Annotated in this window: 21 protein-coding genes; 16 read left to right on the top strand and 5 right to left on the bottom strand. The window is 73.8% G+C overall.

The annotated features are described in order from the left end of the window. Positions 1–75: 75 nt before the first annotated feature. The 8 genes from POF43_RS02490 to POF43_RS02525 all read left to right on the top strand — a co-directional run bounded on the left by POF43_RS02490 (position 76) and on the right by POF43_RS02525 (position 7,231). On the top strand, positions 76–1,038 hold the full coding sequence (locus tag POF43_RS02490; protein ID WP_282704374.1) for a S66 family peptidase: 963 nt from the start codon (positions 76–78) through the stop codon (positions 1,036–1,038). A gap of 1 nt (position 1,039) precedes the next feature. Continuing rightward, positions 1,040–1,594: a nucleoside/nucleotide kinase family protein gene (locus POF43_RS02495; protein WP_271316439.1), complete on the top strand. Its 555-nt coding sequence runs from the start codon at positions 1,040–1,042 to the stop codon at positions 1,592–1,594. A gap of 76 nt (positions 1,595–1,670) precedes the next feature. Continuing rightward, positions 1,671–2,957, top strand: coding sequence for a cation:proton antiporter (locus tag POF43_RS02500; protein WP_271316440.1), 1,287 nt, complete (start codon positions 1,671–1,673; stop codon positions 2,955–2,957). Positions 2,958–3,011: 54 nt separating this feature from the next. Continuing rightward, positions 3,012–3,473: a hypothetical protein gene (locus POF43_RS02505; RefSeq protein ID WP_271316441.1), complete on the top strand. Its 462-nt coding sequence runs from the start codon at positions 3,012–3,014 to the stop codon at positions 3,471–3,473. Between the two features lie 6 nt (positions 3,474–3,479). Next, positions 3,480–4,733, top strand: a complete 1,254-nt coding sequence (locus POF43_RS02510; protein WP_271323953.1) for a hypothetical protein — start codon at positions 3,480–3,482, stop codon at positions 4,731–4,733. Between the two features lie 194 nt (positions 4,734–4,927). Continuing rightward, a complete protein-coding gene (locus tag POF43_RS02515; RefSeq protein ID WP_271325692.1) occupies positions 4,928–5,113 on the top strand; it encodes a hypothetical protein in 186 nt (61 codons plus the stop codon). A gap of 58 nt (positions 5,114–5,171) precedes the next feature. Further along, entirely contained in the window at positions 5,172–6,428 is a 1,257-nt protein-coding gene (locus tag POF43_RS02520) for an MFS transporter (RefSeq protein ID WP_271325693.1), read from the top strand. A gap of 515 nt (positions 6,429–6,943) precedes the next feature. After that, positions 6,944–7,231 carry a LuxR C-terminal-related transcriptional regulator gene (locus tag POF43_RS02525; protein ID WP_282698463.1) on the top strand — a complete coding sequence of 96 codons (288 nt, stop codon included), beginning with the start codon at positions 6,944–6,946 and terminating at the stop codon, positions 7,229–7,231. A gap of 276 nt (positions 7,232–7,507) precedes the next feature. Here POF43_RS02525 and POF43_RS02530 read toward each other — a convergent pair whose 3' ends face one another. After that, positions 7,508–8,041, bottom strand: a complete 534-nt coding sequence (locus POF43_RS02530) for a MarR family winged helix-turn-helix transcriptional regulator (protein ID WP_271325618.1) — start codon at positions 8,039–8,041, stop codon at positions 7,508–7,510. Between the two features lie 119 nt (positions 8,042–8,160). Here POF43_RS02530 and POF43_RS02535 point away from each other — a divergent pair, with 119 nt between their 5' ends. From POF43_RS02535 to POF43_RS02545, 3 genes are all read left to right on the top strand, one after another. Beyond that, a complete protein-coding gene (locus tag POF43_RS02535; protein ID WP_271325619.1) occupies positions 8,161–9,123 on the top strand; it encodes a quinone oxidoreductase family protein in 963 nt (320 codons plus the stop codon). A gap of 261 nt (positions 9,124–9,384) precedes the next feature. After that, positions 9,385–9,873, top strand: coding sequence for a MarR family winged helix-turn-helix transcriptional regulator (locus POF43_RS02540; protein ID WP_271317248.1), 489 nt, complete (start codon positions 9,385–9,387; stop codon positions 9,871–9,873). Positions 9,874–10,038: 165 nt separating this feature from the next. Then, the gene (locus tag POF43_RS02545) at positions 10,039–10,647 is read left to right on the top strand and encodes a cysteine hydrolase family protein (protein ID WP_282698464.1); all 609 of its coding nucleotides are present in this window, start codon (positions 10,039–10,041) and stop codon (positions 10,645–10,647) included. Between the two features lie 54 nt (positions 10,648–10,701). Here the strand turns inward: POF43_RS02545 and POF43_RS02550 are convergent, their stop codons facing one another. The 4 genes from POF43_RS02550 to POF43_RS02565 all read right to left on the bottom strand — a co-directional run bounded on the left by POF43_RS02550 (position 10,702) and on the right by POF43_RS02565 (position 15,088). Beyond that, complete coding sequence (locus tag POF43_RS02550; RefSeq protein WP_271325338.1) at positions 10,702–11,262, bottom strand: cysteine hydrolase family protein; 561 nt, start codon at positions 11,260–11,262, stop codon at positions 10,702–10,704. 180 nt (positions 11,263–11,442) lie between these two features. Further along, on the bottom strand, positions 11,443–13,134 hold the full coding sequence (locus POF43_RS02555) for an MFS transporter (protein WP_271325340.1): 1,692 nt from the start codon (positions 13,132–13,134) through the stop codon (positions 11,443–11,445). A 227-nt stretch (positions 13,135–13,361) separates the two neighbouring features. Next, entirely contained in the window at positions 13,362–13,820 is a 459-nt protein-coding gene (locus POF43_RS02560) for a MarR family winged helix-turn-helix transcriptional regulator (RefSeq protein ID WP_271325339.1), read from the bottom strand. 302 nt (positions 13,821–14,122) lie between these two features. Beyond that, positions 14,123–15,088, bottom strand: a complete 966-nt coding sequence (locus tag POF43_RS02565) for a LamG domain-containing protein (protein WP_271317149.1) — start codon at positions 15,086–15,088, stop codon at positions 14,123–14,125. Positions 15,089–15,751: 663 nt separating this feature from the next. Here POF43_RS02565 and POF43_RS02570 point away from each other — a divergent pair. The 5 genes from POF43_RS02570 to POF43_RS02590 all read left to right on the top strand — a co-directional run bounded on the left by POF43_RS02570 (position 15,752) and on the right by POF43_RS02590 (position 20,236). Continuing rightward, positions 15,752–16,186 (top strand): hypothetical protein, encoded by a 435-nt coding sequence (locus tag POF43_RS02570; protein WP_271325987.1) that lies wholly within the window; start codon positions 15,752–15,754, stop codon positions 16,184–16,186. A 154-nt stretch (positions 16,187–16,340) separates the two neighbouring features. After that, positions 16,341–17,003 carry a DNA polymerase beta superfamily protein gene (locus POF43_RS02575; protein WP_271325988.1) on the top strand — a complete coding sequence of 221 codons (663 nt, stop codon included), beginning with the start codon at positions 16,341–16,343 and terminating at the stop codon, positions 17,001–17,003. A 239-nt stretch (positions 17,004–17,242) separates the two neighbouring features. After that, on the top strand, positions 17,243–17,506 hold the full coding sequence (locus POF43_RS02580; protein WP_271316125.1) for a hypothetical protein: 264 nt from the start codon (positions 17,243–17,245) through the stop codon (positions 17,504–17,506). Between the two features lie 234 nt (positions 17,507–17,740). Further along, positions 17,741–19,066 (top strand): multidrug effflux MFS transporter, encoded by a 1,326-nt coding sequence (locus POF43_RS02585; RefSeq protein WP_271324528.1) that lies wholly within the window; start codon positions 17,741–17,743, stop codon positions 19,064–19,066. A gap of 48 nt (positions 19,067–19,114) precedes the next feature. Next, a complete protein-coding gene (locus POF43_RS02590; protein ID WP_271324527.1) occupies positions 19,115–20,236 on the top strand; it encodes a serine hydrolase domain-containing protein in 1,122 nt (373 codons plus the stop codon). Positions 20,237–20,294 lie beyond the last annotated feature (58 nt).

Consider the following 20,294-nt stretch of genomic DNA (forward strand, 5'->3'; position numbering starts at 1 on the left):
TACGCCGGGGCGCTCCCGGCGGCGCCGGAGCCGGTCGCGGTCGTTCGACCGCGACCGCTCCGGCGGGGCGACACCGTGGCGGTCGTCGCCCCCTCGGCCGGGCTGGCCGGCCGGTTCCCGCGGCGCACCGAGCGCGGCATCACCGCGTTGCGCGCCCTGGGCTACCAGGTGCGGGTGATGCCGCACGCGCGGGAGAGCCGGTCGTGGGTGTCGGCCGGGGTCGAGGAGCGCCGGGCCGACCTGGAGCAGGCGTTCCTGGACCCGGGCGTCGCGGCGGTGCTGCCCACCATCGGCGGCAACCACAGCGCGCAACTGCTGGCCGGCCTCGACATGGAGCTGATCGCCGCCCACCCGAAGGTGCTGTGCGGCTACTCCGACATCACCAGCCTCCTCAACGGCATCCACGTCGCGACCGGGCTGGTCACCTTCTACGGCCCGGCCCTGCTGCCGCAGTTCGGCGAGTACCCCGAACCGCTCGCCGAGACGGTCACCGCGTTCCAGCGGGCGGTGACCCGGCCCCGGCCGCTCGGGCAGGTGCCGGAGTGGGACCACGTGGTCGACGAGTTCTGCGACTGGGGCGACGACGTCCGCCGGCCCCGGCACGTCGGCCGCACCGCCGGCCGGCGCCTGCTGCGGGCCGGTTCGGCCACCGGCCGGCTGCTCTGCGGCTGCCTGCCCACCCTGCGCCACCTGATCGGCACGCCGTGGCAGCCCGACTTCACGGACGCGATCCTGGTATTGGACCTGCCCGACGACGGGTACGACGTCCGTGAACTGGACGCGGACCTGTGGCACCTGCGCAACGCGGGGCTGCTGGGTCAGGTGGCCGCGCTCCTGGTCGGCAGGATGGCCCGGGTGACGGACGAGGAACGCACCCGGATGGACGCGGTGATCCGCGAGGTCTGCGCGCCGTTCGACTTCCCCGTCGTGTCCAACTTCGAATGCGGGCATGCCGACCCCTGTCTGACATTGCCCATCGGATGCCGGGCCGCGCTGTGCGACTCGGTCCTGACCGTTCTCGAACCGGGGGTGTCCTGACATGGCGGACCCACGCACCACGAGCGCCGGCGGTGCCGGCCTGATCCTCACCGGGCCGCGCGGCGCGGGCAAGACCACTCTCGCGCGCGAGCTGATGACCGCGCACCCGGACCGGTTCGCCCAGCCGGTCGGCGTCACGACCCGGGCGCCGCGGGCCGGCGACGGCGCCGAGTACCGGTACCTCACCGAGGCGCACTTCCTCGGCATGCGCGACGCCGGACAGCTCTTCGTGCACTCCGGCTACGCCGGCTCGTACTACGGGTTCGCGTACGACGACATCGCGGCGGTGCACGACGAGGGCCGCACCCCGATCCTGACGCTCACCCCGCGAGCGGCCCTGGAGCAACTGGCCTCCCCCGACTGGCGGGTGGTCTGGGTCGACGCCGCGGACGGCGAACTGGACCAGCGCCTCGCCCAGCGGCCGGGCGATCCCCGGATCGCCGAGGAACAGGCCCGGCGCACGGAGGACCGCGTGATCACCGAGCGGTTCCCGCGCCGGCTGGACAACACCGGCCGGCTCACCGATTCCGTCGACTACCTGGTGGGACTGTGCTGACCCGCCCGGCCGGCCGGCGCGACGCCCTCCCGGCCCGGCCGCCCCGGCACGACGCGGTCGGCGGAGCAACGAAAAGGTGGCGATCGACATGACCCCGCTCGACATCCTGCTGGTGGCCGTGGCGGCCGCCGTCTTCCTCGCCGCCGCGGCGGGGGGCGGCGCCCTGGCGCGCGGGCTGCGCCAGGACGCCGTGATCGGGGAGATCCTGGCCGGCCTGCTGGTGGGCCCGGTGGTGCTGTGGCTGGCCGGCCCCGGATTCCTGCACGGCACGGTGCCCAGCCACGTCCTGCTGGGTCTGAAGTGGCTGGGCGAGGTCGGGCTGACGCTGTTCCTGGTCGGCGTGGCGCACGAGATGCGGTTCGACCGCAGCGGGCCGCAGCGGCGGGCCGTCGGCTGGCTCACCGCCGGCTCGTTCGTCCCGCCGCTGCTGCTGGGCGGCCTGTACGGCGAGTGGCTGCTGCACCACGGCCCGGCCAACGCCCGCGGCAGCGCACCGGGCCTGGCGTTCGTGCTGTTCGTCGCGGTGGCCACCTCGATCACCGCGGTACCGGTGCTCGCCCGGCTGCTGAGCGACCGGCGGATGAGCCACTCCCCGGTCGGCCGGCAGGCGCTGGCCGCCGCCATCTTCCAGGACTCCGCCGGCTGGCTGGTGCTGTCGATCGCCCTCGGCGTCAACAGCGGCAGCGTGGCCGGCTTCGTCCAGGACATGCTGGTGCTGGTCGGCGGGGTGGCCGTCGCCTTCGCGCTGCGCTGGCTGCTGAAGGTCGAGCGGCTGGCGGCCTGGGGCGTGCGCAACACCACCGTGACGGCCGTGGTCATCGCGGTGATCGCCGTCGTGGTCGCGTTCACCGTGCAGCAGTTCGGGCTGACCTCGATCTTCGGCGGCGCCCTGGTCGGGCTCGCCGTCCCCCGCGGCGAACGGTCGCCGTGGACCCGGCCGGTCGAAGCGGTCAGCGGCGTCGGACGGCGGATGGTCCCGCTGTTCTTCGTGGTCTCCGGCATCACCGTGTTCGCCTCGTCGACCTCCGCGGTCTCCTGGCCGCTGGTCCTGGCCCTGCTCCTGCTGGGCGTGCTGGGCAAGGCCGGCGGCGGTTACCTGGGCGCCCGGCTCGGCCGGGCCGACCGCTGGGACAGCGCGCGCAGCGGCGTGCTGATGAACACCCGCGGGCTCACCGAGTTCGTCGTCCTCCAGATCGGCTTCACCAACGGCATCCTGACCGGGACGTTCTTCCTCGCCTTCGCGATCATGGCCCTGGTGACGACCGCGTCCACCGGCCCGGCCCTGAGCCTGATAACCCGGTTGCAGACCCGGAGGGGACCGGTCGGCCTGCTGCACCCGGCCGACCTGCCCGGAAAGCCGTAGCGGGACGCGCCCCCGGCCGTCGGCACCGCCACCTGGACGCCACAGGAGAACGAGATGCTTGTCAGCAGCGCCACCGCGCGCGCCACGATGTCCGCGCTGGAATCCCGCGGGTTCCAGCAACTGCTCGCGCTGCCGGCGGTCCCGGTCAACAACGCCCGGCAGATCCGCTACCCGGTGACGGTCACCACCAAGCCGGACGGCGGCCGGTGGTACCTGCGCTCCTACGGCACCACGTTCGACCTGGTCGACCCGGACCGCCGCGGCGGCCGGGGCCGCTGGTACTCGCTCGGCTGGGGACTGGTCGACCGTCGCCAGGTGGCCGAACTGCTGCTGCTGCACGTCGGAACGGCCGACGCGGCCGAACTGGACGACATCGAGGCCGAGTTGGCGAGCGGGTTCGACGAGGTCGACGGGTTCGACGCCGCGTCGCGGACCAGCGAGCGGCGCCCGGGACGGTGGGGCGCGGAACTGCGCGCCTGCGCCGTGCTGGACCGAATGCCCGGCGGGGGGTGCTGACCGGCCATGGCCGTACCGTCCTACCTCCGCGTCCTGCAAGGAGCCGGCTTCCTCGCGGGAGCGCCGGTCATCAAGGGCATCCCGATCTGGCAGGGCCCCGGCATCCAGGCCGTGCGGCTGATCCTCGAACGCTACGTCGACCTGGTCGCGGCCCGCGACGAACCCACCGTCGTCACGCACCCCTTCCTGTCCTCCGCCACCGTCAACCGCAGCGTCTTCGGCGCGTACGACAACGTCTACGAGGTGCTCGACGCCCCGGGGCACCCGGACGCGCAGTTCCGGTCGGACAACATCGCCACCGTCGTCCCCCGGCTGCTGGAGGAGCGCTCCTCCTCACCGGTGGTGTCGGTCGGCGAGGTCATCCGCGACGCCCCGGGCAAGACCCCGCCGATGTTCCGCGACCGCAACGTGTGGCCGGTGGTGGAACTCAACCAGCTCGCCGGCGACACCGACGGCCGGGAACTGCTCGACTTCTACGCGCAGGTGGTCACCGAACTGCTCCGCTCGATGGGCATCCCCTGCCTGACCGTCGAGACCCCCGCGATGGCCGAGTACGGCAAGACCTCCTACGTCACGGTCGGCGTACTGCCCAGCCGGCGCCCCACCGTGCTGGCCACGCTGTACATCCTCAACGACCGTCTGCGGCTGGCGCTCGGCGCCGACCAGGACGTGATCGACATCGGGTTCACCGGCAAGATGCTCGCCATGACCGCCATGCTGCACGCGGACTCGCGCGGCCTGGTGCTGCCCAGCGCGATCGCCCCGGTGCAGGTGGGCGTCACCGTCGGCCCGAAGGCACCGCCCGAGCGGTACGACCGCTGGCTGGCGGACCTGCGGCGGGCCGGACTGCGCTGCGCGACCCGGGTGGCCCGCACCCCGGGCGCCCGCACCCGGGCCGAACACGCCTGGCACCGCGCCGGCGTACCGCTGGTGATCGGCCTGGACCGCGAACCCGGATCGGTCGTGGCGTGCACCCGGCTGCCGCTGACCCGCGAGGCGCTGCCCGACCTGCCCGGCCCCGCCCGGCTGCGCGCGCTGCTGGCCGCCGGCGACGGGCGGCTGGCCGGCCGCGCCCAGCGGGTCTTCGACACCGGCATGGCCCGGGGCGAACACCTGCGGTCGATGTGCCGGCCGTGCGCCGACGCCCTCGGCCTGGCCGTCTTCGGCACCCTCGCCCCGCAGGCCGCGGTACCGTGCGAGCGGTGCGGCGACCCGCTGGGGGAGCGGCTCTTCATCAGCGAGGAAGGACGTTTCTACTGATGAACGCCACCGGGCCCGCCCCCGCCCGCCCCGCTCGGACCCGATCGGCGCGACGTCCCGCGACCAGACCCTGACCGGGCTTCGCGAGGCCGACGTGCGCACCGCCGGGGGCCAATCGCCGTGCGGTCCCCGCTACCCGGCGCCGTACGGCCTCCCTCCGCACCCGTACCACCCGAAAGACTCAGGAGTACCGCGTGGCCAGCACGAACACCGACACCGGCCCGGCAGCGCCCGGCCGGCTCCCGGCCGCCGGGAACCGTACCCCGGACCTCTCCGGTGTCGCCGGCCCGGCCGACGGGCCGCACCTGCCGCCGGCCGGCCGCCCCGGTCCCGGGCCGATCGCGCACGCCGCCCGGTTCGCCGGAGCGGCTGCGCTGTGACGGCGTCGACCACCGCGGCGTGCCCGGGCGCCCCGGCCGCCGGGCCGGGGGAGCGGCCGTGACGTCCGAGGCGGTGGCCGGCACCCAACCCCCCGGCGCGGACGGCCCGGCGGGTCCGCCGACGGCCGAGCGGGCCGGCCGGGGGCCGCTGCTCGTCACCCTGGTCGCGGACGGCATCGGGTCGGGTATGTTCCTGCCGTTCGCCGTGGTGTATTTCCAGCACACCACGACGATCCCGCTCGCCACGATCGGCTTCGCCCTGACCACGGCCGGCCTGCTGTCGCTGACCCCGCTGCCGCTGGTCGGCCCGCTCATCGACCGGTTCGGGCCGCGCGCCGTGGCGGTGGTGGCCAACCTGGTGTGCGCGCTGGCCTTCGCCGGCTACCTGGTGGCGGACTCGCCGTGGCTGCTCGTCGTCGCGGCGTTCCTGGCCGGCGTCGGGCAGGGCACCGGCTGGACGACGATGCTCGGTCTCGTCGGCCTGGTCAGCACCCCCGAGGAGCGGGGGCACTGGTTCGCCGTGCAGAGCGCCACCCGCAACATGGGCTACGGACTCGGCGGCATCGCCGGCGCGGTGGCGGTGGGGACCGGCGCGCACTGGGCCTACCCGCTGCTGGCCGTGGTCAACGCGGTCAGCTACCTGGTCGTGGCCGTGCTGCTGCTGCGCTGGCGGCTGCCGGCACGTCCCCGGCCGGCCGCCTCGGCGCAGCAGTCGCCGCCCGGCCGCTACGGCACCGTCCTGCGGGACCGCTCGCTTCAGGTCGTGTGGTCGACCAACCTGCTGCTCGTGCTGTGCATGAGCGTGCTGTCGGTGCTGCTCACGGTCTACGTGGTCGAGGTGCTGGGGCTGCCGGCCTGGCTGGGCGGCGCGCTGTTCAGCCTGAACACCGCGCTGGTGGTGCTGACGCAGACCACGGTGACCCGGTGGGTCGCCGACGTGCCGCGCCCCCGGGTGGTGCAGGTGGCCGCGCTGCTGTGGGCGGTGTCCTTCGTCATCCTGTGGTCGCTGTCCGCCGCCCCCCGGTGGCTGCTGCTGCCCGGCGCCGTCGTGGCGGTCACCGTGTACACCGTGGCGGAGATGCTGCACGCCCCCTCGATCAGCACCCTCGCCACCGAGATCGCGCCCCCGGGGTCGCCGGGCCGGCATTTCGCGGTCTTCCAGTTGTCGTGGTCGCTCGGCACCACCTTGGCCCCGGCCCTGCTCATCTGGCTGCTGTCGCGGGGAACGCAGTGGCCGTGGTCCGTCCTGCTGGTGATGTGCGCGGTCGCCGCCGTGACGGTCGGACGTCTCAGACGGCTCCCGGTGCCCCGGTAGGAAGCCCGGCGATCACGGACGCCCGTTCGGCGCGGTATTGTTGACGCTGCGTCAGGGGTTGGTTTCCGTCCGGTGATGCGTAATCCGCGTTCACCGGTGCGGGGCAGCTTGATGTGCGGAAGGCGACTGCCACCGCACACGAAAATGCCAAGGATGGTCTCACCCCCTTCGCGGGGAAATTCATTACCGCTCATCCGGCGGATCGTCGTCGCGGCGAGAAGGCGGTGGGGGCGAAAACGGCATGACGCGGCGTGCGGCTGCGGCATCGTCGGCCCCCAGTCCGGTAGGACCCCACGGTCGGCGCCGGGCCATTGACGCCACTTCTTCCGAGTCGTACGCCACCGGGCCCGTTCCGGCCGCCCCGGCCAGGGGTTTCCTGCGGGCGGCGGACCATATTCCGAACCGGCTCGGCACGCTTGCCGATTTCGGACCGATTTGGAGCACACGTGTACGACTTGGACGCGGCACCCTCGGAACTCAATCGTCCAAAAGGCCCGGACCCGCAGAGAGCATGCGTGAACTGTCAGAATCCCGCTTCACCGTCCGACCAGACCGTTCTTCGCCCCCGGACGCTGAGTGAGACCGATGCGGCGATTTTGCAATTACTTGCCGCAGGTTCGTCCAGCGTGAAGATCGCCACGCATCTGCACATGAGCCGGCAGGCCGTTGATTACCACATTCATGCGATGTTGCGGTCGCTCAAGGCGGTGAACCGCCCGGGGCTGGTGTCCAAGGCGTACACGCTGGGCATCATGGTCGTCGATTCCTGGCCGCCGCGGGTGTGGCCTGACTGCGTGGGCTGATCCGCGGGGCGGGGCGGGAGGGTCCGGGGCGCGCGGATCGCTCCGCGGCGGTCTGCGGGTCCGCCGGTGCGGCGGTGCGCCCGTGCGGCGATGCGCCCGTGCGCCGGTGAGGTGGTGCCCCGGGGTGCCGGTGCGGCGGTGCGCCCGTGAGGTGGTCCGCCCGCGAGGCGGTGCCCCGGGGCCGCCGGTGAGACTGCGCCGGCTTCCGCCAACCGTTCGCTGACGCCGGTTCCCCGGGGCGCCGGAGCGAGTGCCCGGCCCCCGGGCGCCGGTGCGTCAGATCGTGGTGACGCGGTTGACCAGGGCGCTCGCCAGCAGGGAGAGTTCGCCGCGTTGCGCGTCGGTGAGGTCCGCGGTCAGGGCGTGGACGCGCCGGCCGGCGTCCTCGGTGATCTCGCGGGCGACTTCGTGTCCCCGGTCGGTCAGCGAGACCAGCACGGAGCGCTTGTCGTGCGGCGCGGGGGCCCGGCGGACCAGCTCGCGGCGTTCGGCCCGGTCGACCAGGCCGGTCAGGCTCGACTTGTCCAGCCCCAGGTGCCGGGCGAGTTCCTGCATGCCGGGCTCGCGGTCGCGCAGCACGCCCAGCAGCCGCAGCTGGATGATCGACAGCCCGTGCTCGGCGGCGACCTTCCCCAGCGTGCCCTGTACCAGGAACGACAGCTGGGCCAGGCTGTCCACGATCCCCAGGTCCGCCGTCCGCGCCTGCGGCGGTCCGCCGCCCGCACCGGCCGGCGCCGGTGATGTCCCCCCGGCGGGCTCGTCCGGGCGCGGTCGTACGGAGTGCGGGGCGGGCGTGGCGTCGTTCGGCATGACCTCATCGTAATTGACGTAGTACGTGGCACCAATTAATTTGATTGGTGCCACGTACTAATCCTGGATGGCGGTCCCGGGCACCGGCCCGCTCCGCGCCGGGGACGAATGGAGTCACCATGCACGCCGCCGTCGTCCGCTCGTTCGACCGCCCGCCGCGCTACGAGGAGTTCGCCACCCCCGACCCCGCCGAGGGCCGGGTCCTGGTGGACGTGCTGGCGGCCGGCCTGCACCCCCGCGTCCGCTCCGGCGCCAACGGCACCCACTACACCAGCGACGGGCACCTGCCCCTGGTCCCCGGCGTCGACGGGGTCGGCCGGCTGCCCGACGGGCGGCGGGTGTACTTCGTGGCCGACGACGACGCGCCCGGCACGATGGCCGAACGCACGCTCCTGGACCCGCGCCGCGCCGTTCCGTTGCCGCCGGACGCCGACCCGGTGATCGTCGCCGCCGCCATGAACCCCGCCATGTCCTCGTGGGTGGCGCTGCGCCGCCGGGTCTCCTTCCAGCCGGGGCAGAGCGTGCTGGTGCTGGGCGCCACCGGCAACGCCGGGCGGATGGCCGTGCAGATCGCCCGCCACCTCGGCGCGGCCGACGTCGTCGCCGCCGGCCGCGACCCGCGGCGGCTGGACCTGCTCCCCGGCCTCGGCGCCACCCGGGTGGTGTCGCTGGCCGGCGACCCGGACCTGGCGGCGGAACGGGTCGGCGAGGCGGCCGCGGACGTCGACGTGGTGATCGACTACACCTGGGGCCACCCCACCCAACTGGCCATCCCCGCCGTGCTCACCCGCCGCACCGAACGCAGCGCCCCGCTGGACTGGATCCAGATCGGCTCCATGGCCGGGCCGGACATCACCCTGCCCTCCTTCGTGCTGCGCGCCGCCAACCTGCGGATCATGGGCAGCGGCCAGGGCTCCCTCACCGCCGCCGGCATCGTCGCCGAACTGCCGTCCCTGGTACGCGAACTCACCGCCGGCACCCTCACCGCCGCCGCGCTGCCGCTGCCGCTGTCCCAGGTCGAACGGGCCTGGACCGCCCCCACCGAACCGGGTAGCCGCGTCGTCTTCACCACTTCTGCCTAGGCGGCGGCTGCTGGGGGTGCCGGCCCTCGCTCGGGGTGCCGGCTTCCGCTTGAGGCGGTGGACTCTGCTCGGGGTGCCGGGTTCCGCCCGGGGGGCCGACTCCACTGGGGTGCCGGCTTCGGTCACCCCGTCGGGCGCCGCACCGCGAACTGCCGGTTGGCCAAGGCAGGGAAGGAACGGGCCGATGCCGTCCGTTCCGGAGCAGCACCCGTTCAGCAGGTAACTTGGTTAAGTTACTTGTCCATCTGCTAGGTTTCCGCCATGCCTCGGAAGCCTCCTGCCGCGCGGCAGCCGTCCGGCGCGGTCGCCCGCCGGCTCGGCGTGGCGGTCAAGCGTCTGCGGTCCCGGCTGCGGGAGGAGGCGGGGCTGCACGCGACGGGCCTGTCGATCTCCCAACTGGGCGTACTGGCCACCGTGGTACGTGAGGGGCCGGTGACGGCGGCCCGGCTGGCCCAGCTGGAACACGTCAGCCCGCAGTCGATCGCGCAGAACCTGGCGGTGCTCAAGGCGGCCGGGCTGGTACGCGGTGAGCGCGATCCGGACGACGGCCGCAAGGTCCTGGTCCACGCGCGGGAGCCGGCGGCCCTGCTCCTGGCCTCGTTGGACACCCAGGGGCAGTCGTTCCTGGCGCGTGCGATCGAGCAGCTCGTGCCGGACGCGGAACGCGCGGATCTGGAACGGGCCATCGAGCTGCTGGAGCGCCTGGCCGCGGCCGACCTCCGCCCGCCCGGCGACAGCGCCGACCGGTAACACCGTCAGCCGATCGCACCGCCGCACCGCCAACCCGGCCGTACCGTCCGCACATCACACCGCCGCACCGCCGCACCGCCAACCCGGCCGCCCCGCCGGCGAATCACCCCGCCGCCCCGCCGACCGCCCACCCTTCCGTAACACCGCTGAACCCAGGGAGAACCCGTGAGCACCCCCGCCCCCGCCCCCGCCTTCGACCCCAGCCGCACCGCGTTGCTGGTGATGGACTTCCAGCCCGCGATCCTCGCCGCGCTGCCCGGTCTCGACGACCCCGGTGCGCTGGTCGGCCGGGTCGCGGGTGCGATCGAGGACATACGCGCCCACGGTGGCACCGTCGCCTACGTCCGGGTCGCCTTCACCGAGAAGGACTGGGACGCCGTTCCGGAGACCAACGCCATGTTCGCCACCGTCGCCCGGTACCGGGCCATGCACGACGAGGCGCCGGAGACGGCCGTTCTGGACGGTCTCGCGCCGCGCGAGGGCGACATCGTGGTGCGCAAGACCCGTTTCGGCGCGCTGTCCACCACCGATCTCGACGCGCGGCTGCGGGAGCGCGGCATCGACACGCTGGTCCTGGCGGGCATCAGTACCAGCGGGGTGGTGCTGTCCACCGTCATCGACGCCGCCGACCGCGACTACCGCCTGTACGTGCTGTCCGACGCCGTGGCCGACCCGGACGCCGAGGCGCACCGCGTCCTGCTGGCCAGCGTCTTCCCCTCGCGCGCCCAGGTCACCGACACCGCCGGGCTGCGCGGCCTCCTGACCGGCAACTGACGTCGACCGCCGCACGCGTGCCCGCGCGTGCGGCGCCCGGGAACCCGCCGGTGCCTACCGCGCGAGGGTCGTCGTCCACTCCTCGACGGTCGTGACCCGGGCCTGGCGGGGGAAGACCTTCTCCGTCAGGACGCGGTGCACTTCGGGGTCGTCGTCGAGGCAGGCGTCGGCCAGGACCGTGAGGTCGAAGTCGAGGTCGGCGGCCTGGCGGAGGGTGGACAGCACGACGCCGCTGGTCGCGATGCCGGTGAGGACGAGCCCGTGGATACCGCCCGCGCGCAGCACGACGTCGAGGTCGCTGCCGGCGAACGCGCTGACCCGGCGCTTGGTCACCACGACGTCCTCCGGCCGGGGCGCGACGTCCGGGTGGATCGCGGCACCGGGGTCGCCCTCCGCGAAGGCGCCGCTCGTCGCGATCCGGCCGAACGAGGCGTTGCGCGCGCTGACCTCGGGGTGGCCGGTCCGGAAGCCGACGGCCACGTGGATCACCGGCAGCCCGGCGGCGCGGGCCGCGTCGATCGCGCCGCGCAGCCGCGGCAGGTAGTCGCCGTCCCGGTCGAACCGTTCCACGATGGACCGCTGTACGTCCATCACCAGCAGGGCGCTCGTCGCCATGGCGGAGTTTCCTTTCCCGTTCACCGCGGCGCCCCGGAGCGCGCCGCGCAGTTCTCGTTCGTCATACCGGTCCCGCTCCCGACAACGGTCCCGTTCCCCACGCGGGTCCCGTTCCCCACGACGGCCCCGCGGCGACGGACGTCCCGCCGACCGCGAGCACCCCGCCCGTCGTGGACCCCCTCACCCCGGCGCGTCCGCGCCGGACCCCTTCGGGTCGTCGGCCGGATCGTCCGCCAGGCCGTCCCCCGGCCGGTGCTTGCCGCGCAGTACCGACGCGACGGCGGAGACCACCGCCATGCCGGCGGCCACCCCGAAGACGATCACCAGGCCGTGGTGGAACGGGCCGGCGACCAGGCGGGAGAAGAAGCCGGCGCCGGTGAGCGTCCGGTGTTGCGCCGCCGACAGGTGGGCGAGCACACCGCTGGGGGTGAGCAGGTGCTCGATGGGGTTGTTGCCGAGGAACGTGGCGAACAGCGTGCTCACCGGTGGCAGCGACGCGACCTGGTGCGCGGTGCCGGCGGGCACACCGTGCGCCTGGAGTCCGCGGCTGAGGGTGCCCGGCAGGGAGGTCGCCAGCCCGGAGACCATCAGGGAGAAGAACACGCCGATGGACAGGGCGGTGCCGGAGTTCTGGAACGTGGAGCGCATCCCGGACGCCACGCCCCGGTACCGCGGCGGCACGCTGCCCATGATCGAGGACGTGTTGGGCGCGGAGAACATGCCCTGGCCGAGTCCGTTGAGCAGGAGCAGCAGGGCGAAGAGCGGATAGTCGAAGTCCACCGGGAGCAGCAGCAGCCCGATGAACGAGCAGGCCACCACGATCAGTCCGGCCGTGGAGAACAGCCGGGCGCCGAACCGGTCGGACAGGAAGCCCGATATCGGCCCCGCGATCAGGAAGCCGCAGGTCAACGGGAGCATGAAGATGCCGGCCCACAACGGTGTGTCCTCGAAGCGGTAGCCGTGCAGGGGCAGCCAGATGCCCTGGAGCCAGATGATCAGCATGAACTGGAGGCCGCCGCGCGCGATGGCGGTCAGCAGGGCCGCCAGGTTGCCCGCCGCGAACGCCCGCACCTTGAACAGCGCGAGCTCGAACATCGGCTCCTTGACGCGCGTTTCGGTGACGCAGAAGACCACCAGCAGCAGCACGCCGCCGAACAGGCCGCCCAGCACCTTGGGGTTGCCCCAGCCGGTGGCGCTGCCGCCGTACGGCTGGATGCCGTAGGTGATGGCGGCCAGCAGGATGCCCGCGCCCGCCGCGAACGTGATGTTGCCGACCCAGTCGATCCGGCCGCGCCGCCCGATCGAGGTCTCCCGCAGGCTCAGGTAGGACCAGACCGTGCCCACGACGCTGATCGGCACGCTCACCCAGAACACCGCGCGCCAGTCGATGGCGGCGAGCAGGCCGCCCGCCAGCAGCCCGAGGAACTGCCCGGCGAGCGCGGTGATCTGGTTGATGCCCAGCGCCGTGCCGCGCTGCCGGGAGGGGAAGGCGTCGGTGAGGATCGCCGCCGAGTTGGCGGTGAGCATCGAACCGCCGAAGGCCTGCACTATGCGCCAGACGATGAGCCAGAGCGCGCCGTGGCCGCCGTGGAACGGGTCCAGGGAGAGGGCCACCGAGGCGACGGCGAACACCAGGAAGCCCCGGTTGTAGATCTTGACCCGGCCGAACATGTCGCCGAGCCGGCCCAGCACCACCACCAGGACGGCCGACACCAGCAGGTAGCCCAGGATCATCCACAGCAGGTAGCCGATGTTGCCGGGCGCGAGCGGGTCGAGGCCGATGCCCCGGAAGATCGCGGGCAGCGAGATGATCACGATGGAGGCGTCCATCGTGGCGATCAGCACGCCGAGCGTGGTGTTGGACAGCGCGATCCACTTGTAGTTCGGTCCGACCGGTGAGCTGCGCAGCCGCTCGGCCCGGCTGAGCCGACCACCGCCGCCCCTGCCCCCGGCTCCGGTGCCGTTTCCCGTGCCGCCGCTGCCGTTTCCGGTGCCGCCGCCGGTGCCGTTTCCCGTGCCGCCGCTGCCGTTTCCGGTGCCGCCGCCGGTGCCGTTTCCCGTGCCGCCGCTGCCGCCGCTGCCCGTGGGGCGCTCGCCGCTCACAGCCGTTCCGCCAGCCGGTGCAGCAGGGGCAGCACGGATGCCAGTACGTCCCGTTCGGCCGGGGTGAACTCCCCGCCCAGCACGTCCGTGAGCCGCTGTACGGACTCCGATCTGCGCTCCACCAGCACCTTCCGTCCCTCCTCGGTGATCGTGATGACGGCCCGCCGCCCGTCCGCCGCGTCCTGGCCGCGCCGGACGAGCCCGCGCTCCTCCAGCGCGGCCAGGGTGGCGGCCATGGCCTGCGGCCGTACGTGCTCCAGCTCGGCCAGCGAGCCGGGTGAGTCCGGGCCGTCGCCGCCGAGGCGGGCCAGCACGGAGACACCGGACAGCGACACGTCGCCCACGGCGTGCGTCTGCCGCAGCCGCCGGGTGATGCGGGAGACGGCGAGCCGCAGACCGGAGGCGAGCGTCGCGGCGTCGCCGGACGGCTGGTCGGGGAGAGGATCGGAAGTCACGATTACTAACAATAGGCTTATCAGTTGAACGTAACTACCTCCGCCACGCGCCACCCCGCCGAGCCGCGCCCTCTGCGCCCTCTGCCGACCCCCGCCGCGCCCCGCACGAAAAAACGCCCCGGCCCCCACCGGCTTCGAAAAGCCGGTGGGGGCCGGGGCGGCGGGTCGCGCCGGTCAGCCGGTGGAGGGGCCGGGCCGGTGCGGGCCCGCGAAGGGCTGGTCGGCGGGGCCGGGACCGCGGCTGACGTCGTGGTGCGTCAGCCGCGGGACCTGGCCGGCGCCGCCGGTGGAACCGGTGGGACTCAGCTGCCGGCCTTCTCGTACGCGGCGAACCAGTCCACGCTCATCGCGGCACCGGACGTCGTGTCGGCCGACGGCGAGGTGCAGCCGCAGACCTTGTTCGGGTACGAGCCGCCGATCGCCAGGTCGAAGATGGCGTAGAAGCCGTGGTCGATCGCCGCCGCCCACACGGAGGCGGACACCTGGCTCTGGTCGACCGTGTAGGTCAGCGCGCCGTCGAGGTAGAACCGCAGCTGCTCGTCGGAGGCGTTGGTGCGGTCGATGATCGCCGAGTAGGTGTGGTACCCGGTCTGGCAGCCGGAGCAGGCCTGGAGACCGCTGCTGATCCCGTCGGGGTCGTTGCACTCGCCGGCCCACACGTCGCAGTGGAACGTGGTGGAGTGCTCGCTCAGCGCGTTGACGTCCTCCATGATGTCGTACTCGCCGATGCTCGGCCAGTTCGTCGCCGCGACGGGACGGGCCGCCGCGCCGAGGGCCCAGAACGCCGGCCAGTACCCCAGGCCCGAGGCCGGGTTGGGCTGCTCGATCGAGGCGCTCATCTCCAGCTCCCCGCCGGCCGGGGCGGCGAAGTCGGTGCGCTGCGTCTCCACGCGCCCGGACGTCCAGTTGCCCGATCCGTCGCGTATCGCCTTGATCACCAGGTGGCCGCTGCCGTCCTGGTAGACGTTGGCGGTGGAGGTGGTGTCGGTCTCGACCTCACCGGTGCCCCAGGCGGCCGCGCCGCCGGCGTACCCGGTGCCGGTGTCGTAGAGCCAGTCGCTGGTGTTCAGGCCGGTGTTGGCCGCGCCGTTGAAGTCGTCGCTGAACGCGGTCGTCCAGCCGGTCGGCGGGGCGGGCACGTCGGACGGGGCGGTCACCCCCGCCGCTCCCGCGGAGCTGGCGGGCATCGCCAGCCCCAGCAGGGCGGCGACGGGAAGCAGAAGAGCGGAGAACAAGGCTGTGCGGCGACGCTTGACGAGTGTGCGCATGGGGGGAACGGCCCTTCTGGCGGCAGCGGACTACTCCGGCACGTACTTTGCGGACCTGGGGTCGCGCTCGTGGCCCGTGGGGGGCGGGGCTCGCGGACCCTGGGGAGTGCCGGCGCCAGAGCACCGGCGTTCCGTATTGCAGTCTGGGGTCGTGTCAATTACGGCGTCAAGAAGTGTGCAGTGCCTGCCGCTCACCGCTCTCCCGGCCCCGGCCCGCCGCGATCCGGCCGCCGGCCCGCGCCAACCGGTCCCGCCCCGCGAGCCGTCGATGCGAAAGCGCAGGTCCGCGTCCCGTCACCGCACCCTTGCCGCCGGCCGCGACGACGGTGTCCGGCGCGGCCCGGCCACGCTGCCGGACATATCGGGCCGTGCCACCCCCTCACCGCTCGCCCCACTAGCGTTCACTCCCTGAACACACCCGGCCGGCCGGCACCGGCCCGCGATCGGATGGTGGAACGTCGCCTGCTCCGCCGGGCCGTCCGTCGCTCCGCGGCGATGGCGCGATCGTGCTGCCGCGTACGTGGTGCACGCGGCGCATACGGCGGGCGGTGGGGGGCTCGGGGGACGCGGCGGGCGCCGGGGTATCGGCCAGGAGAGTGATTCCCGGTGTGTCGCGGACCGCTTCGCGGCGTGTCACCCGGACGGGCTGACTATCTGTGGGGCATGAGCATCACGTACGAACCGTTGCGCTTTCAGGACATTGTGGCGGAGCGGTTGTCGCAGTACTACGGCGAACGCTGGCCGGCCGTCGTCGCCGCCTCGGTGCAGACGCTGCTGGGCGTCAGCCGCTACCTCGACCGCCGGGACTTCGGCCGCCTGCTGGACGGCGCGGCGGAGGCGCTCAACGAACCGGACCGGTTCCGGCTGCGCGGCGACTGGTTCCAGGCGCGGCTGGAACAGGGCGTCTACGGCCGGATGGAGGGCGCGTACACGCCGGTGACCCGGCTGGCGGTGCGGTCGCTGGCGAACGTGGAGGCCGCGCTCGGCGAGGACTTCAGGGTCTTCCTGCACTTCGCCGCCGAGGCGTATCGCGGCCACGGCACCGCCACGATGGCCGAGACGGCAACGGCCGCGACGGTGACGGCCGCCGCGGGCTGACCCGACGCGTGGGCCGACCCGGGGCATGCGCTGTCCCGGGCCGGGGGCCGCCCCGGGGCGTGGCCGGCCCGGCGGAAAACCGGTCGCGCCCGCATCCGCGCACCCGGCACGCTGACGGCTCACCGAAGGCCGACGGCGTACCGAAGGGGCGGGTATGAACGTGCTGCTGTCCGGGGTCGTGGGCTCCGTCGCCCACGGTCTCGCGCACGAGGGGTCGGACGTCGACCGGCTGGGGATGTTCGCCGTGCCGACCGAGCGGCTGCACGGCCTGCACCGGCCCAGGGAGTCCCACGTCAGCACCGGGCCCGACGTCACGCTGCACGAGGCCGGCAAGGCGGTGCGGCTGATCCTGGCGTGCAACCCCACCGCGGGCGAACTGCTGTGGCTGGCGCGGTACGAGACCCGTACCCCGCTCGGTGACGAACTCGTCGCGATGCGCGGCCGGTTGCTGTCGGAGCGTGCGGTCCGCGACGCCTACCTCGGTTACGCGCGCCAGCAGTTCCGCAAGCTGCTCGCCCGTGACCCGGCCACCGATCCGGCGAAGGCCGCCAAGCACGCCAGGCATCTGGTGCGGCTGGTCCGCCAGGCCGAGCAGCTGCACCGCACAGGACACCTCACCCTCCGCGTCGAGGACCCGGACGCGGTACGGGAGTTGGGGGAGTCCTTCGCCGCCGCACCCCTGCGCGCCGAGACCTTCCTCGCCCGCGCCGCCGACCGGCTGGACGCCCCCGGCGTGCTGCCCGAAGCCCCGGACGAGGCCGCCGCCGACGCCTGGCTGCGCCGGGTACGCGCCGCGTTCTACCGGCCGGGGGAGTGAACGGGGGTCGGCGGGACGGGGGTTGATGCGCCGGGACCGGGGCGGGGGGCCGGGTCGGCGGGGGCGGGCAGACGGGGGCGGGCCGGGGGAGAGCGTGTGCCGGACCGGGGGAGCGTGCGGGGGAGCGGGGGAGCGGGGTGGTGGTGGGCGCTGCGGCGTTCACCCGGACGGCGCACGCCGGGCGGTTCGGATCGCGCCGCGGCGCTTGCGCCGGGTCCTACGGGGGCAACCCTTCCGTTATGCACGGAATCGACCTCGACCGGACCGCGGACGCCGCCATCGCCTGCGCCCTGCGCGAAGACGTGGACGGCCTCGTCACCCTCATCCGCCCGCTGGACGCCGCCGAACTGCGCCGCCTGGTCGGCCGGCTCGCGGTGCGGGCCGCCGAGGGCCTGGAGGGCTGGGCCGCCGACGCGGGCGCCGACCACGAACAAGCCGTCTCCATGTGGCAGGACGCGATCCTCCGCCTGGAGCGCGCCCGCGAGCACGACCCCGGCGACTGAGCCCGGCGCGGCGCGGGCCCCGAACGCCGCACGCCACGCGAGGTGACCGGCCCCCGCACGCCGCACCCCGCGCGAGGTGACCGGGCTCCACGCCCCGCACGCCACGCGTGGTTTCCGGCCGCGCGCGGCGCCGCGACGTAGCCAAAAGCACACCGTCGACCGGCTTATCGGCCGACGGCGGCGGGGGAAGCCTGGGAGGATGAAGTGGTCGAGACCACCTCATGGAGACCAGGAATGACGGAGCCCAGCCCCGCTGCGCCCACCGAAGACCGAATAGAGCGAACCGCTCCCCCGGCTCCCGATCCGCAAGGATCACCCTCCACGACCGAGCAGCGCCTCGCGGGACCCGTCTCCCGCCGGAGCGTCGGCATGCTCGTCACCCTCGCGATCGGCGCGCTCACCGCGCTGCCGTCGCTGTCCATCGACATGTACCTGCCGTCCCTGCCCGCCGTGACGAAGGCGTTGCACGCCCCGGCGGCCACCGTCCAGATCACCTTGACCGGCTGCCTGCTCGGCATGGCGCTCGGCCAGTTGGTGGTCGGCCCGATGAGCGACAAATGGGGCCGGCGCCGGCCGCTGCTGACCGGCATGGTCATCTACATCCTGGCCACCGCCGCCTGCGCGTTCGCCCCCGACGTCGAACTCCTCATCACCTACCGGCTGTTGCAGGGCCTGGCCGGCGCGGCCGCGGTGGTGATCGCCCGTGCCGTCGTCCGCGACCTGTACGACGGGGAGGCGATGGCCCGCTTCTTCTCCACCTTGATGCTCATCTCCGGGGTGGCGCCGATCGCCGCACCGGTGATCGGCGGACAGATCCTGCGGTTCACCGACTGGCGTGGGGTGTTCGTCGTCCTCACCGTGGTCGGCACCCTGCTGACCGTGCTGGTGGCCAAGGTGCTGCCGGAGACGCTGCCCGTCGAACGGCGGCACGCCGGCGGCCTCGGTGAGACGCTGCGCACGGTGCGGGCGCTGCTGATGGACGGCCCGTTCAGCGGCTACATGCTGGCCGGCAGCTTCGCCTTCGCCGCGCTGTTCGCCTACGTGTCGGGGTCCGCGTTCGTCGTGCAGGACATCTTCGGCGCGTCCCCGCAGACGTTCAGCCTGGTGTTCATGGCCAACTCCATCGGCCTGGTGGCCATCGGCCAGCTCAACGGCAAGGTGCTGATCGGCCGGGTGTCGCTGGACCGGGCCCTGGGGATCGGGCTCAGTGTCATCTTCGCCGCCGCGACCTACCTGCTCCTGCTGACCTGCGGCGTCTTCGGCAGGCCCAGCCTGTTCGCGGTGGTGGCCGGCTTCTTCGTGCTGATGTCGGCGATGGGCCTGGCGATGCCCAACACCAACGCGCTCGCCCTGATGCGCACGCCCAACGCCGCCGGGTCCGCCTCGGCGCTGCTGGGTACCAGCCAGTTCCTGATCGGCGCGATCGCCTCGCCGCTGGTGGGCGTGGCCGGCAGCCGTACGGCGGTGCCGATGGCGCTGGTGCAGGTGTGCTGCACCGGCGTCGCGGCGGCCGCGTTCCTCGGGCTGTGCCGCCCGTGGCGGTCGGCGGCGGGCCGCTGACCGGCGGCGGTCCGCGGCGGACGGCCGCCGGACGGCTACGGTCGCCCGGTGACCGTTGACGAACTGACCGCCCTGGTCCTCGCGGACCTGGCCGCCGCCTGCGAGCCCCCGGCGCCCGCGCATCCCTGGTGCGCGGGCGCCGTCGTGCTCGCCGGCGTCGGCGACGACATCGTGCTGCACGAGGCCGCCGGCCACGCCCTGCGGTACGCCGCGTGGGACGAACGCGCCGAGGAGCCCGTCGAACTGCCCCCGCACCGGTGGCTGCCCGCCCGGCGGGACACCGTCTTCGACCTCGCGTCGGTGACCAAGCTGTTCACCGCGATCGTCGCCGTCCAGCAGACCGAGCGCGGCGTCATCGACCTCGACACCGAAGTGGCGTACTACCTGCCGGAGTTCGGCGCCGCCGGCAAGCAGGAGGTGACGGTGCGTCAGTTGCTGACGCACACCTCGGGACTGCCGGCCGAACTGCCCTTCCACGCAAGCCCCGAGGGCCCGCAACGCCTGCGACTGCTGTGGGAGCAGCGGCCGTTGACCCCGCCCGGTGAGGTCTTCCGCTACTCCGACCCCAACCTGATCACCCTCGGCCTGCTGCTGGAACGCGTCACCGGCACCCGGCTCGACCGGCTGGTCGCGGACGGGGTCACCGGCCCGCTGGGCATGACGTCCACCCGCTTCAACCCGCCGGCCGGCTGGCGGCACCGGATCGCGGCCACCGAGGACCAGCGGCGGCCGTGGGGCCGGCTGGACCGCGGCATGGTGCACGGCGAGGTGCACGACGAGAACGCCCACGCCCTCGGCGGGATCGCCGGCCACGCCGGGCTCTTCGCCGACGCCGCCGACCTCGGCCGGCTGTGCCGGGCGCTGCTGTCCGGCGGCGCCGGGGTGCTGCGCCCGCAGTCGGTGGCCCTGATGACCGCGGACCACGGCACGCCCGGCCACCCGCGCGGCCTCGGATTCGACCTGGACCAGCCGTCGTTCATGGGCGCGCTGGCCGGTCCGCGCACCGTCGGCCACACCGGCTTCACCGGCACCGGCGTGGTGCTGGATCACGACAGTGGCGCCTGGGTGGTGCTGCTGGCCAACAGCGTTCACCCGGTCCGCACCCGCCGCTCCGGCCACGGCCCCCGCCCGTCGGTCGCCACGCACGTCGCGCGGTACGCCGCCGGATGACGTCCCCGTCGCACGCCGCCCGGTGCGGCCTGCCGCGGTACGCCGCCCGGTGCGTTTT

The sequence above is a fragment of the Streptantibioticus silvisoli genome, from assembly GCF_027947535.2.
GTDB lineage: Bacteria > Actinomycetota > Actinomycetes > Streptomycetales > Streptomycetaceae > Streptantibioticus_C > Streptantibioticus_C silvisoli.

Coding starts and splice junctions, on each gene's coding strand:
- POF43_RS02495 (WP_271316439.1), top strand. CDS start 1,040: ATGGCGGACCCACGCACCACGAGCGCCGGCGGTGCCGGCCTGATCCTC.
- POF43_RS02505 (WP_271316441.1), top strand. CDS start 3,012: ATGCTTGTCAGCAGCGCCACCGCGCGCGCCACGATGTCCGCGCTGGAA.
- POF43_RS02510 (WP_271323953.1), top strand. CDS start 3,480: ATGGCCGTACCGTCCTACCTCCGCGTCCTGCAAGGAGCCGGCTTCCTC.
- POF43_RS02530 (WP_271325618.1), bottom strand. CDS start 8,041: ATGCCGAACGACGCCACGCCCGCCCCGCACTCCGTACGACCGCGCCCG.
- POF43_RS02535 (WP_271325619.1), top strand. CDS start 8,161: ATGCACGCCGCCGTCGTCCGCTCGTTCGACCGCCCGCCGCGCTACGAG.
- POF43_RS02540 (WP_271317248.1), top strand. CDS start 9,385: ATGCCTCGGAAGCCTCCTGCCGCGCGGCAGCCGTCCGGCGCGGTCGCC.
- POF43_RS02550 (WP_271325338.1), bottom strand. CDS start 11,262: ATGGCGACGAGCGCCCTGCTGGTGATGGACGTACAGCGGTCCATCGTG.
- POF43_RS02565 (WP_271317149.1), bottom strand. CDS start 15,088: ATGCGCACACTCGTCAAGCGTCGCCGCACAGCCTTGTTCTCCGCTCTT.
- POF43_RS02570 (WP_271325987.1), top strand. CDS start 15,752: ATGAGCATCACGTACGAACCGTTGCGCTTTCAGGACATTGTGGCGGAG.
- POF43_RS02575 (WP_271325988.1), top strand. CDS start 16,341: ATGAACGTGCTGCTGTCCGGGGTCGTGGGCTCCGTCGCCCACGGTCTC.
- POF43_RS02580 (WP_271316125.1), top strand. CDS start 17,243: ATGCACGGAATCGACCTCGACCGGACCGCGGACGCCGCCATCGCCTGC.
- POF43_RS02585 (WP_271324528.1), top strand. CDS start 17,741: ATGACGGAGCCCAGCCCCGCTGCGCCCACCGAAGACCGAATAGAGCGA.